We start from the raw sequence: 14,527 nt of genomic DNA on the forward strand, positions 1-14,527 counted from the left end.
CTATCTTTGCCGACTGAAAAAAGAAACAGATGAAGTTTGACTTACTAAAGAAGGATCCGCAATCAAAAGCTCGTGCGGGAAGTATTACTACTGATCACGGTGTTATTGAAACACCAATTTTTATGCCCGTTGGGACAGCTGCCTCTGTAAAAGGAGTACACCAACGTGAGCTAAAAGAAGAAATAAATCCAGATATTATTCTCGGAAATACCTATCACTTATATCTGCGTCCGCAAACGGAGATTCTTGAAAAAGCGGGTGGATTGCATAAATTCATGAACTGGGATCGTAATATTTTGACTGATTCTGGAGGATATCAAGTGTATTCCCTTTCGGCAAATAGAAAAATTAAGGAAGAAGGAGTGAAGTTCAAATCACATATTGACGGTTCGTATCACTTTTTTACGCCAGAGAATGTTATGGAAATTCAACGTACCATTGGGGCTGATATCATTATGGCTTTTGATGAATGTACGCCTTATCCTTGCGATTATCGTTATGCACAACGTTCGATGCACATGACACACCGTTGGTTGGACAGATGTATCAATCATTTGGATAAATTGCCTTTTAAATATGGTTATGAGCAAACGTTTTTCCCAATTGTACAAGGAAGTACGTATAAAGATTTAAGAAAACAATCGGCTGAGTATATTGCAAATTCAGGACAGCAAGGAAATGCTATTGGTGGACTCTCAGTAGGAGAACCAGCAGAAGAAATGTACGCAATGACTGAAGTAGTTTGCGAAATTCTACCCGAAGACAAACCTCGTTATTTAATGGGTGTTGGAACTCCAATAAATATATTAGAAAATATTGCACTTGGAATTGATATGTTCGATTGCGTAATGCCAACACGTAACGCCAGAAACGGAATGTTATTTACTGCAAATGGAACGATCAACATCAAAAACAAAAAGTGGGAAGCTGATTTTTCTCCAATTGATGAAATGGGTTACACTTTTGTAGATATTGAATATTCAAAATCATATTTACGTCATCTATTTGCTGCCAATGAATATTTAGGGAAACAAATTGCTACAATTCATAATCTAGGTTTCTATATGTGGTTGGTTCGTGAAGCCAGAAAACATATCTTAGCAGGCGATTTCAAACCATGGAAAGAAATGATGGTAAAAAATATGAGCCAAAGACTTTAAAATAATTATGAATTTTGAATTATAAATTATGAGTTAGCTTGTGTTGCTCTCAATTTATAATTCATAATTTATAATTTATAACTAAAAAATATGCTAACAATAATTGACAGATACATTTTAAAAAGATATTTAGTCACTTTTGCGGTGATGCTTTTGTTATTTGCACCTATTGGGATAATCATTGATGTATCAGAGAAGATTAATAAAATGCTTCAAAACCAAGTGCCGGTTTTAAAAATTGCCATTTATTACTACCACTTCACGATTTACTTTATGAATAACCTATTTCCGATATTTTTGTTTATATCGGTTATTTGGTTTACCTCCAAGTTGGCAAATGATACTGAAATTATTGCAATTTTAAGTTCGGGAATTTCTTTTACAAGGTTTATGAGACCTTATATTATTGGAGCATCTATTATTTCTGTTTTGGTTTTATTGATGGGATTTTGGGTGATTCCTGTATCTAGCGAAGGATATAATAATTTTAGATATACCTATCTGCGGAATAATGGAAAGGAACTCATGCGCGGTGACAATACAGACGTGTATCGACAAATCAATGACAATGATTTTATCTATGTTAATAGCTTCAATAATGAGACGCAAATGGCTTTTAATTTTTCTTTGGAGCGATTTAAAAAAGAAAAATTAGAATACAAAATTACTGCTAGCCGAATCAAATGGAATCCGAAAGAAAAGAATTATACATTGTATGATTACACCAAAAGAACGGTTGGCCCAGTAAATGATATAATTGAAAAGGCAGCCGAAAAGAAGATGAAATTCAGTTTTGATCTCGAAGATTTGGCACCTGTAGTTTATATTGCGGAGACTTTGAGTCTGGGTGATTTAAATGCTTTTATCGACAAAGAAAGAAAGCGTGGGTCTTCAAATATTAATGTGTATTTAGTTGTTTTGTATAAAAAATATAGTGTTCCTGTATCGGCATTTATTTTAACAATTATAGCTGTTTCGGTATCCTCAATGAAACGAAGAGGGGGAATGGGAGTCAATCTGGCTATCGGAATTGCAGTTGCATTTTCATTTGTCTTTTTTGATAAAATATTTGGAGTATTAGCCGAAAAATCAAGTTTTTCGCCACTATTGGCGGTTTGGTTGCCTAATATAGTTTTTGGAATACTAGCAGTTTATTTACTACGAAATGCAAAACGATAATTTAAAAAGTTACCTTAATCTTCATTTAATTGTTTTTATTTGGGGTTTTACAGCGATTTTAGGAGCATTAATAACCATTCAGGCCGATTTTTTAGTTTGGTATCGAATGTTGTTTGCTGCTGTTTTTTTAGGGCTTTTTCTTAAGCTGAAGAAAAAATCTTTTAAAGTGACACCACAAGTTTTGATGAGGTTCTTATTTGTCGGACTTTTAATTGCGTTGCACTGGATTTTCTTTTTTGAAGCTATAAAAGTATCTACCGTTTCGATTACCTTGTCGGTTTTTTCATTGGGAGCATTCTTTGCTTCATTGCTGGAACCATTGTTTTATGGGCGAAAAGTTCTTTGGTACGAAGTCTTTTTTGGATTAATTATCATTGCCGGTTTAGGTTTAATTATGCAAGTCGAAATTAATTATTGGAACGGAATGTTAATAGCTTTGGTTTCCATAATATTAGGTGTTTTATTCACCTTGATGAACGGAAAATTAATTGTAAATCATGATCCAGCGGTAATTTCATTTTACGAATTTTTGGCTGGTTTTGTTTTTATATCAATCTATTTTTTATTCAAAGGTTCGTTCTCTGCTGACTTTTTCATATTGTCTGCTAAGAACTGGATTTTGATTTTAATTTTAGCTTCGGTTTGTACGGCTTATGCCTTTACAGCTTCGGTAAAAGTGATGCGCCAATTATCTCCATACACAGTAATGTTAACTACCAATTTGGAGCCAGTTTACGGAATAATATTGGCTTATTTCATCATTGGTGGAAAAGAAAAAATGAGTACAGAATTTTATATTGGTGCTGTTGTAATTGTGATTACTGTATTGTTGAATGGTATCATAAAACATTACAGAAAGGAAGATTAGATAGTAGATAATTGAATAATTATATAATTTGGAAATTGAAAATCAGGAATTTAATAACTCAGAATTTTATAAACTTAGATTTGATAAAAAAGTAAGTGTATAACGAGATTAAGTTTTATATTTGCAGTTCCAAAATTAAAAACGAAAAATAATAAATTCGCACAAATCCTATGGAATATTTAGATTTTGAGCTTCCTATAAAAGAACTTGAAGAGCAATTAGATAAATGTGTTATTATTGGTTTAGAGTCTGATGTTGATGTTACAAATACATGTAAACAAATCAATAAAAAGCTAGAGGAAACTAAAAAGAACATTTATAAAAACCTAACAGCTTGGCAACGTGTTCAATTGTCAAGGCATCCAAGTAGACCATATACGCTTGATCATATTAAAGGACTTTGTGGAAACACTTTTTTGGAACTTCATGGTGACAGAGGTTTTAAAGATGATAAGGCAATGATTGGTGGTTTGGGAAAAATTGGCGGACAATCGTTTATGATTATTGGCCAACAAAAAGGAACTAATACTAAGACACGTCAGTATAGAAATTTCGGGATGGCAAATCCTGAAGGTTATAGAAAAGCTTTGCGTTTGATGAAAATGGCTGAGAAATTTGGAATACCTGTTGTAACTTTAGTAGATACCCCAGGTGCTTATCCAGGACTAGAAGCTGAAGAACGCGGACAAGGTGAAGCCATTGCAAGAAATATTTTCGAAATGGTTCTTTTAGAGGTGCCAATCATTACCATTATTGTTGGTGAAGGAGCTTCAGGAGGAGCATTAGGAATTGGTGTTGGAGATCGCGTTTATATGTTAGAAAACACTTGGTATTCAGTAATTTCGCCAGAGTCTTGTTCATCTATTTTATGGAAAAGCTGGGATTACAAAGAACAAGCAGCCGAAGCATTAAAACTGACTTCAGCAGATATGAAAAAACAAAAATTAGTTGATGATATTATTCCGGAACCACTAGGTGGAGCTCATTATGACAGAGAGGCTACTTTCGCGACAGTAGAGCAATACATAATGAAAGGGTATAATGAATTGAAAGACTTATCAACAGAAGAATTAATCGCACAAAGAATGGATAAATACACTAAAATGGGAGAGTTCAAAGAGTAAACAACCATTTTTAAGATCTTAATCCGAAGCCTTATAGTTTCGGATTTTTTTTTGGTTATAAACAAAAATGAAGTATTTATAAACAATAAAATGTAATAACTCAATTGTGATTTTTTTTTAATTTTAGTTAATTTCGTTTCATGGAAAATTTCAAAAATATAAGTCCAGTTAAAGTGGACAAAACAACTATAATAAACCTAGAAAAAGGAAAATTACCCCCACAAGCATTAGATTTAGAAGAGGCAGTTCTTGGGGCAATGATGATCGATAAAAAAGGTGTGGATGATGTAATTGACATCCTTCAGGCTGATGCGTTTTATAAAGACGCCCACAAATATATTTTTGAAGCCATTGTTCAATTATTCAACGACACACAACCAATCGACTTATTAACAGTTTCGGCTCAACTTCGAAAAAATGGAAAGTTAGATTTAGCCGGAGGTGATTTTTATCTTATTCAGCTTACGCAAAAAATTTCATCATCAGCACATATTGAATTTCACTCTAGAATTATTCTTCAAAAGTTTATTCAACGAAGTTTGATTCGTATTTCGTCTGAAATTATAGAAGACTCTTATGATGAATCTGCCGATGTTTTTGATTTATTGGATAAGGCAGAATCCAAACTTTATGAGGTTACTCAAGGAAATATCAAACGTAGTTCCGAAACTGCTCAAAGTTTAGTACTACAAGCAAAAAAACGTATTGAAGAAATTGCAGGTCAGGAAGGATTAAGTGGAGTAGCGACTGGTTTTCATAAACTGGATAAACTTACTTCAGGTTGGCAACCAAGTGATTTGATTATTATTGCTGCGAGACCTGCGATGGGAAAAACAGCTTTTATTTTATCTATGGCTAGAAATATAGCGATAGATTATGGGCATCCGGTAGCTTTATTTTCGTTAGAGATGGCATCAGTTCAATTGATCACAAGGTTAATTTCTTCTGAAACTGGTTTGTCTTCTGAAAAACTGCGTACTGGGAAATTAGAAAAACACGAGTGGGAACAGTTGAGTACCAAAGTGAAGAATCTAGAAAAAGCACCGCTTTTTATAGATGATACGCCTTCTCTATCTATTTTTGATTTAAGAGCAAAAGCTAGACGTTTGGTATCACAACACGGAATCAAAATTATTATTATTGATTATTTGCAGTTGATGACCGCCGGAGGAAGTGGTAAAGGCGGAGGAAATCGTGAGCAGGAGATTTCTACAATTTCCCGAAACTTAAAGGCATTGGCAAAAGAGTTAAATGTTCCTGTAATTGCACTTTCGCAATTATCGCGTGCCGTTGAGACTCGTGGATCGAGCAAAAGACCGTTACTTTCGGATCTTCGTGAATCTGGAGCTATTGAGCAGGATGCGGATATCGTTTCGTTTTTATACCGTCCAGAATATTATAAAATTGATGAATGGGATGATGAAGAAGCTTCTTCAACTGCTGGTCAGGGAGAAATCATGATTGCAAAACATAGAAATGGTGGTATCGAAAATGTTCGTTTGAAATTTATTGGACATTTAGGGCGTTTTGATAATTTAGATGATTATAGTAGCGGATATGATGACTTGCCTTCGAGCATGAATCATGACGACAGTTCATTCATTACCAAAAATCTGCCATCGGCAAACGAAGCTTTTGGAAGCAATTTTAATGATGACGATGACGATAGTGATGTTCCTTTTTAAAATAATTGATCCAAGAAGATTCATTCCTATTTTACACTAAAATATACAAGAAAAACAGTTGCAATTATTGCAGCTGTTTTTTTTTATTATAAAGTATAGTTAACAGATTTTGAAAATAGATGCTCAAGTAATAATTTGCTATAAAAAACGTTTCTACCTAGACGTTTTTAATCTCCCTGCATTAAATAGAATATTTTTTTATCTAAGTTGGTATAATTTATGCTATTAGTTGTAAAAAATAATAAGTGTGAGTTTTTTAATTGCGTTAAACAAAAATTGTATTCATACTTTTATTTAAAATAAATATGAAAAAAAGAATGGCGCTTCAGGATTTAGATGTTTTTCAAAACCATCATTTATCTGCTGTAATTCGTATGCTTGAATTGGATAGAAAGCGCATTGCACAAGGGCTGCATGATGATATCGAATCAAAATTAAATGTTATATCTTTAAATTGTCATTTGTTAAAAATTCCAAATTTGACACAAAAAGAAATTGAAGAAATCACTAAAAACATAATTGAATACACTTCAAAAGCGTTGAATAGTTCTAAACAAATGACGCATAGTTTATTGCCGCCAGTTTTAGAAAGGTTTGGACTTCATGCAGGAATTGAAGAATTATGTGCAGAATTTTCCAGTCCATCGCTTGTCATTCAGTATGAAAATAATTTAAAATTTAATTTTAATGACAATGACAGGCATGTCCACGTATTTAGGATTGTAAAAGAGTTAGTATCAAATTCTATTCAACACGGAAAAGCGACGTCGATATCTATTTCTTTTGATGAAATTGAGGGTGAAAATACATGCAGATATTCAGATAATGGAAATGGTTTTGATAGTTATCAGTTAGAGAATTGTGAAGGACTTGGAATGAAAAATATCGCAGCAAGAGTAGCGATTTTAGAGGGAAATCTTTCGGTAAAATCACAAATGGGTGAAGGGATTTCTGTAGCTTTTAATTTTTAAAATATGAATAAAAAAATAAAAATAATTTTGGTTGATGATGAAGTTCTGTTTAGAAAAGGGATTTCATTTTTATTAAGCAGAGAAGAAAATATTGTTCCACTTTTTGAAGCTTCAAATGGGCTTGAATTGATTGAGTTTTTAAAAGGTAATAATCCCAAACCTGATATTATAATCATGGATTTGAAAATGCCTTTTCTTAATGGAATTGAAGCCACAAAAATCATCCGAAAAGATTATCCAGACATAAAAATCATTGCTTTAACCAGTTATGATTCCAAGTCATTTATAGCCAATATGATTGATGTTGGTGCTGTTTCTTATTTGGTAAAAAATGCCACACCACAGGAATTATTTGCCACGATCAATGAAGTTGCTGCAAAAGGTTTTTACTATCCGGAATATGTGATGAATATTATTCAGAAAGATATTGTTGCCAATAAAAAATCTAAATGTAGTTTTGATAGTAATTTCATCACTTCCCGAGAAATGGATGTTTTGCAACTCATTTGCAAACAAAAAAGCACGATCGAAATCGGAGAAAAACTTTTCATTAGCCCTAGAACTGTCGAAGGACACAGGAATAATTTATTGCTAAAAACAGAGTCTAAAAATATTGCTGGATTGGTTGTGTTTGCTATCCAAAATGAATTAGTTTCTTTGGATATTTAATAGAATTCTTCGAAAAAGTTTTACTTTGCAAGATTATAAAAGATAAAATAAGTACTTTGATTGCTTACCATTATCTTTGCTTTAAAATAGTTTTAAAATGATACGCAAAATATTTCTTTTTACCTTTATTTTTCTAATGTCGTTTTCAATCAGAGCATCTTTTATTTTGTTGCCAATGGATGAAACGACTCAGCAAAATCATCTTAAAGCATACGGTATTACCTATTGGTGTTTGGCCAAAAACTATAAAGCAAGTTGGTTACTTAATTATCGCGGCGGTTCATTTTTATTACCAGATGCCGAAGAAATTAGGAAAGAATGCCAAATTCGAGGCGTAAGTTTTGAAGTGCTTTCAGATGCTGAAAATGCAGCAATTCAAAATGAGATTTCTAGCCCATCTCAAAATATGGAGAATGTTATTCTTGAAAAAGCCCCAAAAATAGCTGTTTATACACCAAAAGGGAAACAACCTTGGGACGATGCTGTAACATTGGTTTTGACTTACGCTGAAATTCCTTTTACTCCAATTTATGATGAAGAAGTATTGAGTGATCAGTTGGTTTTGTACGATTGGTTGCATTTGCATCATGAAGATTACACGGGACAATATGGAAAATTTTATGGAGCTTACAAAAACATTCCATGGTATATTCAACAAAAAAGAGAAGCCGAAGAATTCGCTAAGAAATTAGGCTATCAAAAAGTGTCTCAGGAAAAAGGAGCTGTTGCCAAAAAAATACGTGATTTTGTAATAGGAGGAGGATTTTTATTTGCAATGTGTTCTGCTACGGACAGTTTTGATATTGCACTGGCTGCTGATGGGGTTGATATTTGTGAATCGATGTTTGATGGTGATCCAAGCGAGGCTAATTATCAATCTAAATTGAATTTCAATAATACATTTGCTTTCAAAAATTTCACTTTGGATCGAAAACCAGAGCATTATGAGTTTTCAGATATTGATATGACTGAAAAAAGAAGAATTCCGATGGATAAAGATTATTTTACTTTGATGGAATATTCAGCCAAATGGGATTTTATTCCAAGTATGTTGTGTCAAAATCATACCCAATTAATCAAGGGATTTATGGGACAAACCACAGCATTCGATTCTGAGTTGGTGAAATCTAATGTTTTGGTAATGGGAACTTGCGAACTCGACGGTGAAGCTCGTTACATACATGGCGAAAAAGGAAAAGGAATGTTTACTTTTTATGGAGGTCACGATCCTGAGGATTATCAGCATCAGGTAGGAGATCCTGCGACAGTTTTAGATTTGCATCCCAATTCTCCAGGGTATCGCTTGATTTTAAATAACGTTTTGTTCCCTGCTGCCAGAAAGAAAAAGCAAAAAACCTAAATTGGTTTAATCCTCAGTCTACATAGATATTAGCAAAAAGTTAATTGCCAATAGCCTAATGTTTAATTCAAAGAAAATTCAAACCAAATCGGAAGATGATCAGATATTTTTCGGGCTTCTTTCAATGAAATAAAATTTTTATAAAACAAAATCACATCCGATTTGATGAAATTTATAGAATTTCTTTTGTAAAACATATTATCATATTCGGATGCCAAATAATTGCTTCCTTTTGGTTTTGTTTTTAAAGATGTCTTTTGATTTTTTAAAATAGAAGGATATCCCATATTTTTTAATGGACTAAAAACCGTATGAGATTGAGGACAATTGAAATCGCCCGTAAAAAGCAAATTTAAATTGGGATATTCCTGAGCCAAAAGTTTGAAGTATTTTATTTCAGTCTCTGGTTGTTTGCTTTTGGTTATAGCATGAAAAGAACCGATAGTTATTGTCTTTCCTTTGATTTCATAAGTTGCAAAATAAGGTTCACGTTCTATTTCAGCGTGGTATTTTTGTTCAAGCCAAGGTTTACCTTTTAGTTTTAATTTATTAGTTTTCCAAAGAAAAGCATATCGTTCCGTTTTGTAAGCAGTGCTTGAAGTAGGATTGCTTATTACATAACTCCATTGAGTTCCTTTTCTGTTAAGTTCATCTGCTAGCCTTGCAACTGCTTGCGAACCGCCATTTCCAGCTACAACTTCCTGAATTGTTATTATATCATAATCTTTTATTGTATTGGCAATAAATACAATTTCCTGATTGGATTTGGATTTTCCAAAATTTTCTAAATTCCACGACAAGAGTTTAGTTTGAGAATAAAAAAGATTGAAAGAAAATAAAAGAAACAGATAGTAGATTTTGTTCATGGTGCAAAAATAATTCTTAGATATTGGGATTGCAAAAATAGTACTAGTCTATCCATTGGCAAAAGTGTTGACTCATTTTGTTGAGATTATTTTTTATAAATTAGTGTATATCAAACCTACGTTAAACTTTTGCTGAACAAATACCAGAATCTTTAAAATCTTAATTCTTTTGTTGAGTGATATTTATAGTTTAAAATGATGATTATCATTTATAAATGTTGATTGAAGGTATTTTTATAAGGCGATGTTGCTAAAATATTGTGTTAATTAAAATTCTTTAATATCAAATACAATGTTTTGAAAAAAAATATTCAATGCTACTATTTTATCCAATGTGTCCAACAAAAAATTTCTGGATTTCAGTATGACATGGATCACACAATTAGACTGTTTTTTTTATCTTAAAACCTCTGTTAACCATAATTCGTCATAATAATATTCATATTAAAATGAATGATTCTTTAATTATATGTATTTTTTAAAGATTTAATTATTAAATTAAAATAAAAATAGCATTTTTTGTTGTAATTTATTAACTTTAGTCTCGCTTTTACAGACTGAGTTAAGGACTCGAAAGGCGATTAATCTAATAATTTAATTTTTTTATGGGAGCAACGAGAAAAGAACATGACTTTTTGGGCGAATTAGAAATTCCAGATCATCTGTATTATGGGATTCAGACTTTTAGAGCTGTAGATAATTTTAATATTACAGGGATTCCAATTTCCAAAGAACCTTTATTTATCAAAGCGTTGGGATATGTAAAAAAAGCTGCTGCAATGGCCAATCTCGATTGCGGTGCTTTAAATCCAAAAATTGTTGAGGCAATTTGTTATGGCAGTGATCAGGTTATAGCAGGGAAATTTGATCAGGAATTCGTTAGTGATTTAATTCAGGGAGGTGCTGGAACATCTGTAAATATGAACGCCAATGAGGTTATCGCAAACATTGGATTAGAATATTTAGGCCATAAAAAAGGAGAGTATAAATTCCTTCATCCTAATAATCATGTCAATTGTTCTCAATCAACGAATGATGCTTATCCATCGGCTTTCAGAATCGCAGTTTATTTAAAAATGGAATCTTTTATTAAAGTTTTAGAAGATTTAGAAGCCGCTTTTACTGCTAAAGGAAATGAATTTAGCAGGGTTTTAAAAATGGGTCGTACCCAATTGCAAGATGCAGTTCCAATGACTTTAGGGCAGGAATTCCATTCGTATGCTACAACAATTGGTGAAGATATTAGACAATTGCGAAATGCCCAAAGTTTGGTTTTAGAAATAAATATGGGAGCAACAGCGATAGGTACCAAAGTAAATGCTCCCGAAGGTTATCCTGAAATATGTGTTAATTATTTAGCAAAAGAAATTGGAATTCCATTAACGCTTTCTCCAGATTTGATTGAAGCTACCGTAGATACCGGAGCCTATGTTCAAATTATGGGAACAATGAAAAGAACAGCTGTTAAGATTTCAAAAATTTGTAACGATTTGAGATTATTGAGTTCAGGTCCTAGAACTGGATTAAACGAAATTAACTTGCCACCACGTCAGCCTGGATCTTCAATTATGCCAGGAAAAGTAAATCCTGTAATTCCTGAAGTTGTCAATCAAACTTGCTTTTATGTGATTGGTCAAGATTTAACCGTAACCATGGCTGCCGAATCTGGTCAATTGCAATTAAACGTTATGGAACCAGTGATTGCTTTTGCAATGTTTACATCTTTGGATTATTTGACAAATGCCATTCAAACTTTAATCGATAAATGTATTAATGGAATTACTGCCAATGAACAACATTGCTATAACATGGTAATGAATAGTATCGGAATTGTCACGCAGTTAAATCCAATTTTAGGTTACGAAGAAAGCGCAAGTATAGCAGGAGAGGCCTTAAAGACCGGAAAGAGCGTTCATCAAATTGCAGTTATCGAACGTAAATTAATAACACAAGATAAATGGGACGAAATTTATTCGTTAGAAAATTTAATCAGTCCTAAATTCATTACTTCATAATCACAATGTATTTGAATTGAAATATTAAATACAAAAAATAATAATGCTGATGAGATACAAGAACCAAAGTTAGAGATTCTGATAAAAACTTAGAGCCAAGTTAATTATTCCCAAGCCTAGTGAAGACCGATATAAATCAATAAAAGCTATATGAAAAAGATTATTTTATTATTTGTGATTTCAGCTTTTGCCTTATCAGTGCAGGCGCAAAATAAAGCAGCTAAAACTTCGCCAAGAATTATTATTCTGGCAACAGGAGGAACTATTGCTGGCTCAGGCCAATCTTCAACAAAAGCCGCATATACAGCTGGAAAAGTTCCAATTGACGATTTATTGAATGCTGTACCTCAAATCCATGATTATGGAAAAATAACAGGTGAACAGATCGCTCAGATTGGTAGTCAGGATATGAATGTGCAGACTTGGTTGAAATTGTCAAAAAGGATAAATGAAATTTTTAAAAAAAATGAAGCTGATGCTGTAGTCGTTACTCACGGAACCGATACACAAGAAGAAACAGCTTATTTTTTGGATTTAACGGTGATGTCTGATAAACCTGTTGTATTAGTTGGTGCTATGCGCCCATCAACAGCGATGAGTCAAGACGGAAATAGAAATTTATTGGATGCTGTAATGGTTGCAGCAAGCCCTAAAAGTCAAGGAAAAGGTGTGGTTGTAGCTATGGATGAAAAGATTTTTGATGCCCGGGATGTAACCAAAACCAGTACTACAAACCTGGAGACTTTTAAATCTCGTAATTTTGGTCCTATCGGATTAATTTATGATGGAAAGGTAAATTATTATTATCAATCACTTAGAAATCCTTCAGATAAATTTGATGTTACTAATCTTACTTCATTACCAAAAGTTGAAATTGTCTATGGATATGCAGATGCAAGTCCGCTATCGGTTACAGGAATTATAACTTCAGATGTAAACGGAATTGTCTATGCCGGAATGGGTAATGGTAATTTTGGTGAACCTGTTGGAAAGGCTTTGGCAGATGCAGCCAAAAAAGGAATATTGGTGTGTCGTTCCGGGAGAGCAGGGTCGGGCAGAATCACTTTAGAAAATGAAGTAAAAGATGCTGAACTTGGTTTCGTTGTTTCAGATGATTTAAGTCCTCAAAAAGCTAGAGTTTTATTGATGTTAGCTTTAACAAAAACAACCGATAGAGAAAAAATACAACAGTATTTCTTTGAATATTAAAATGGCGATTTTGTGATGGTTTACAAAGTAGCTGAGTTGCAAAATAAAAATGCCCAATCAAAGAATGATTGGGCATTTATATAAGTAAGTAATTCTAAATTGAGTTTATATAACGTTTATTTTACTTTATTAAGTACTGCTTTGAAAGCTTCTGGGTGATTCATTGCCAAATCTGCAAGAACTTTACGGTTCAATTCGATTCCGTTAGCTTTTACTTTACCCATGAATTGAGAATAAGACATTCCTTCCAATCTAGCTCCAGCGTTGATACGTTGAATCCATAATGCACGGAAATTTCTTTTATTCACTTTTCTGTCACGGTAAGCGTAGCACATTGCTTTCTCTACCGCGTTCTTTGCAACTGTCCAAACGTTTTTACGTCTACCAAAGAAACCTTTGGCTTGCTTCATTATTTTTTTTCTTCTTGCTCTTTTTGCAACTGAATTTACCGATCTTGGCATAATTTTACTTTTTTTTTGTAGCAGGCGTCCTGAATTTAATCAAAGGAACTTATTGGCCATACTCCAAGGTTATTAAATTTGTTTTAACCTAAAGAAATCTATAAGCTTTCAATCTTAATACTTAATTCTTAAGACTTGATACTTTTGTTAGATAATTCTTAATTGTTTTTGGATGCTTCTTACATCTGATTTGTGAACTAGCGCTGAGTGAGTCAAAGCTAATTTACGTTTTTTAGATTTTTTAGTCAAGATGTGACTTTTGAAAGCATGCTTTCTCTTAATCTTTCCAGAACCAGTAACTTTGAAACGTTTCTTGGCGCTAGATTTGGTTTTCATTTTAGGCATTTTTTCCTAGTGTTTTTAATTTATCCTTACTTACTTATTATTTATTTTTAGCAATTAATAATATTTAGCGTTAAAACTATTTTGCTAAAATTGCTTGATTACTGTTTTTTCTTTTTTGGAGCAATAAACATAATCATTCTTTTTCCTTCAAGAACAGGCATTGCTTCAACTTTTCCATGTTCTTCCAAATCGGTTGCCAATCTTAATAGCAATATTTGCCCTTGGTCTTTGTAGATAATCGAACGCCCTTTAAAGAAAACAAAAGCTTTTAATTTAGCTCCTTCTTTTAAGAATTTCTCAGCATTCTTTCTCTTAAATTCGTAATCGTGCTCATCAGTTTGAGGACCAAAACGTATCTCATTTACTACTACTTGAGTAGATTTTGCTTTTAGAGCCTTATCACGTTTCTTTTGTTCGTAAACAAATTTCTTGTAATCCATTATTTTACAAACAGGTGGCTCTGCGTTTGGTGAAATCTCAACTAGGTCCAATTCAAATTGGTCAGCTAATCGTAAAGCGTCTGCAAGTTTAAAAACTCCTGGCTCGATGTTTTCACCTACTAGTCTTACTTCTTGTACACCGCGAATAAAATTATTTATTCTGTGTGCATCCTTT

At 32.9% G+C, this 14,527-nt stretch carries 14 protein-coding genes; 10 read left to right on the plus strand and 4 right to left on the minus strand.

All coding sequences use genetic code 11. The annotated features are described in order from the left end of the window. Positions 1 to 29 precede the first annotated feature (29 nt). The 8 genes from tgt to VLC96_RS02095 all read left to right on the plus strand — a co-directional run bounded on the left by tgt (position 30) and on the right by VLC96_RS02095 (position 9,016). Entirely contained in the window at positions 30 to 1,160 is a 1,131-nt protein-coding gene (gene tgt, locus VLC96_RS02060; protein ID WP_325260389.1) for a tRNA guanosine(34) transglycosylase Tgt, read from the plus strand. A 90-nt stretch (positions 1,161 to 1,250) separates the two neighbouring features. Continuing rightward, positions 1,251 to 2,339, plus strand: coding sequence for an LptF/LptG family permease (locus VLC96_RS02065; RefSeq protein WP_325260390.1), 1,089 nt, complete (start codon positions 1,251 to 1,253; stop codon positions 2,337 to 2,339). Next, positions 2,326 to 3,207, plus strand: coding sequence for a DMT family transporter (locus VLC96_RS02070; RefSeq protein WP_325260391.1), 882 nt, complete (start codon positions 2,326 to 2,328; stop codon positions 3,205 to 3,207). Before VLC96_RS02065 ends, VLC96_RS02070 begins: the two co-directional genes overlap by 14 nt. 170 nt (positions 3,208 to 3,377) lie before the next feature. Continuing rightward, a complete protein-coding gene (locus VLC96_RS02075) occupies positions 3,378 to 4,331 on the plus strand; it encodes an acetyl-CoA carboxylase carboxyltransferase subunit alpha (RefSeq protein ID WP_325260392.1) in 954 nt (317 codons plus the stop codon). 140 nt (positions 4,332 to 4,471) lie between these two features. Next, positions 4,472 to 6,016 (plus strand): replicative DNA helicase, encoded by a 1,545-nt coding sequence (gene dnaB / locus VLC96_RS02080; protein ID WP_325260393.1) that lies wholly within the window; start codon positions 4,472 to 4,474, stop codon positions 6,014 to 6,016. A 305-nt stretch (positions 6,017 to 6,321) separates the two neighbouring features. After that, positions 6,322 to 6,987, plus strand: coding sequence for a sensor histidine kinase (locus VLC96_RS02085; protein WP_325260394.1), 666 nt, complete (start codon positions 6,322 to 6,324; stop codon positions 6,985 to 6,987). A 3-nt stretch (positions 6,988 to 6,990) separates the two neighbouring features. Next, complete coding sequence (locus tag VLC96_RS02090) at positions 6,991 to 7,656, plus strand: response regulator transcription factor (RefSeq protein WP_325260395.1); 666 nt, start codon at positions 6,991 to 6,993, stop codon at positions 7,654 to 7,656. Positions 7,657 to 7,753: 97 nt separating this feature from the next. Then, entirely contained in the window at positions 7,754 to 9,016 is a 1,263-nt protein-coding gene (locus tag VLC96_RS02095; RefSeq protein ID WP_325260396.1) for an asparagine synthetase B, read from the plus strand. A gap of 62 nt (positions 9,017 to 9,078) precedes the next feature. Here the strand turns inward: VLC96_RS02095 and VLC96_RS02100 are convergent, their stop codons facing one another. Next, a complete protein-coding gene (locus VLC96_RS02100) occupies positions 9,079 to 9,882 on the minus strand; it encodes an endonuclease/exonuclease/phosphatase family protein (RefSeq protein ID WP_325260397.1) in 804 nt (267 codons plus the stop codon). Between the two features lie 605 nt (positions 9,883 to 10,487). Here VLC96_RS02100 and aspA point away from each other — a divergent pair. Together aspA and VLC96_RS02110 are read left to right on the plus strand one after the other, a co-directional pair. Beyond that, entirely contained in the window at positions 10,488 to 11,897 is a 1,410-nt protein-coding gene (aspA, locus tag VLC96_RS02105) for an aspartate ammonia-lyase (protein WP_325260398.1), read from the plus strand. Between the two features lie 150 nt (positions 11,898 to 12,047). Beyond that, positions 12,048 to 13,106 carry a type II asparaginase gene (locus VLC96_RS02110; protein WP_325260399.1) on the plus strand — a complete coding sequence of 353 codons (1,059 nt, stop codon included), beginning with the start codon at positions 12,048 to 12,050 and terminating at the stop codon, positions 13,104 to 13,106. Positions 13,107 to 13,222: 116 nt separating this feature from the next. Here VLC96_RS02110 and rplT read toward each other — a convergent pair whose 3' ends face one another. The 3 genes from rplT to infC form a co-directional block, all read right to left on the minus strand. Beyond that, positions 13,223 to 13,567 (minus strand): 50S ribosomal protein L20, encoded by a 345-nt coding sequence (gene rplT, locus VLC96_RS02115; RefSeq protein WP_035633036.1) that lies wholly within the window; start codon positions 13,565 to 13,567, stop codon positions 13,223 to 13,225. Between the two features lie 147 nt (positions 13,568 to 13,714). Then, the gene (gene rpmI, locus VLC96_RS02120) at positions 13,715 to 13,912 is read right to left on the minus strand and encodes a 50S ribosomal protein L35 (protein ID WP_081907210.1); all 198 of its coding nucleotides are present in this window, start codon (positions 13,910 to 13,912) and stop codon (positions 13,715 to 13,717) included. 98 nt (positions 13,913 to 14,010) lie between these two features. Next, positions 14,011 to 14,511, minus strand: a complete 501-nt coding sequence (infC, locus tag VLC96_RS02125) for a translation initiation factor IF-3 (protein WP_325260400.1) — start codon at positions 14,509 to 14,511, stop codon at positions 14,011 to 14,013. Between the last annotated feature and the right edge of the window lie 16 nt (positions 14,512 to 14,527).

Source organism: Flavobacterium sp. (genome assembly GCF_035456085.1).
GTDB lineage: Bacteria > Bacteroidota > Bacteroidia > Flavobacteriales > Flavobacteriaceae > Flavobacterium.

Bases quoted from the DNA above. Each gene is read 5' to 3' on its own strand.
- tgt (WP_325260389.1), top strand. From the start codon at position 30: ATGAAGTTTGACTTACTAAAGAAGGATCCGCAATCAAAAGCTCGTGCG.
- VLC96_RS02065 (WP_325260390.1), top strand. From the start codon at position 1,251: ATGCTAACAATAATTGACAGATACATTTTAAAAAGATATTTAGTCACT.
- VLC96_RS02070 (WP_325260391.1), top strand. From the start codon at position 2,326: ATGCAAAACGATAATTTAAAAAGTTACCTTAATCTTCATTTAATTGTT.
- VLC96_RS02075 (WP_325260392.1), top strand. From the start codon at position 3,378: ATGGAATATTTAGATTTTGAGCTTCCTATAAAAGAACTTGAAGAGCAA.
- dnaB (WP_325260393.1), top strand. From the start codon at position 4,472: ATGGAAAATTTCAAAAATATAAGTCCAGTTAAAGTGGACAAAACAACT.
- VLC96_RS02085 (WP_325260394.1), top strand. From the start codon at position 6,322: ATGAAAAAAAGAATGGCGCTTCAGGATTTAGATGTTTTTCAAAACCAT.
- VLC96_RS02090 (WP_325260395.1), top strand. From the start codon at position 6,991: ATGAATAAAAAAATAAAAATAATTTTGGTTGATGATGAAGTTCTGTTT.
- VLC96_RS02095 (WP_325260396.1), top strand. From the start codon at position 7,754: ATGATACGCAAAATATTTCTTTTTACCTTTATTTTTCTAATGTCGTTT.
- VLC96_RS02100 (WP_325260397.1), bottom strand. From the start codon at position 9,882: ATGAACAAAATCTACTATCTGTTTCTTTTATTTTCTTTCAATCTTTTT.
- aspA (WP_325260398.1), top strand. From the start codon at position 10,488: ATGGGAGCAACGAGAAAAGAACATGACTTTTTGGGCGAATTAGAAATT.
- VLC96_RS02110 (WP_325260399.1), top strand. From the start codon at position 12,048: ATGAAAAAGATTATTTTATTATTTGTGATTTCAGCTTTTGCCTTATCA.
- rplT (WP_035633036.1), bottom strand. From the start codon at position 13,567: ATGCCAAGATCGGTAAATTCAGTTGCAAAAAGAGCAAGAAGAAAAAAA.
- rpmI (WP_081907210.1), bottom strand. From the start codon at position 13,912: ATGCCTAAAATGAAAACCAAATCTAGCGCCAAGAAACGTTTCAAAGTT.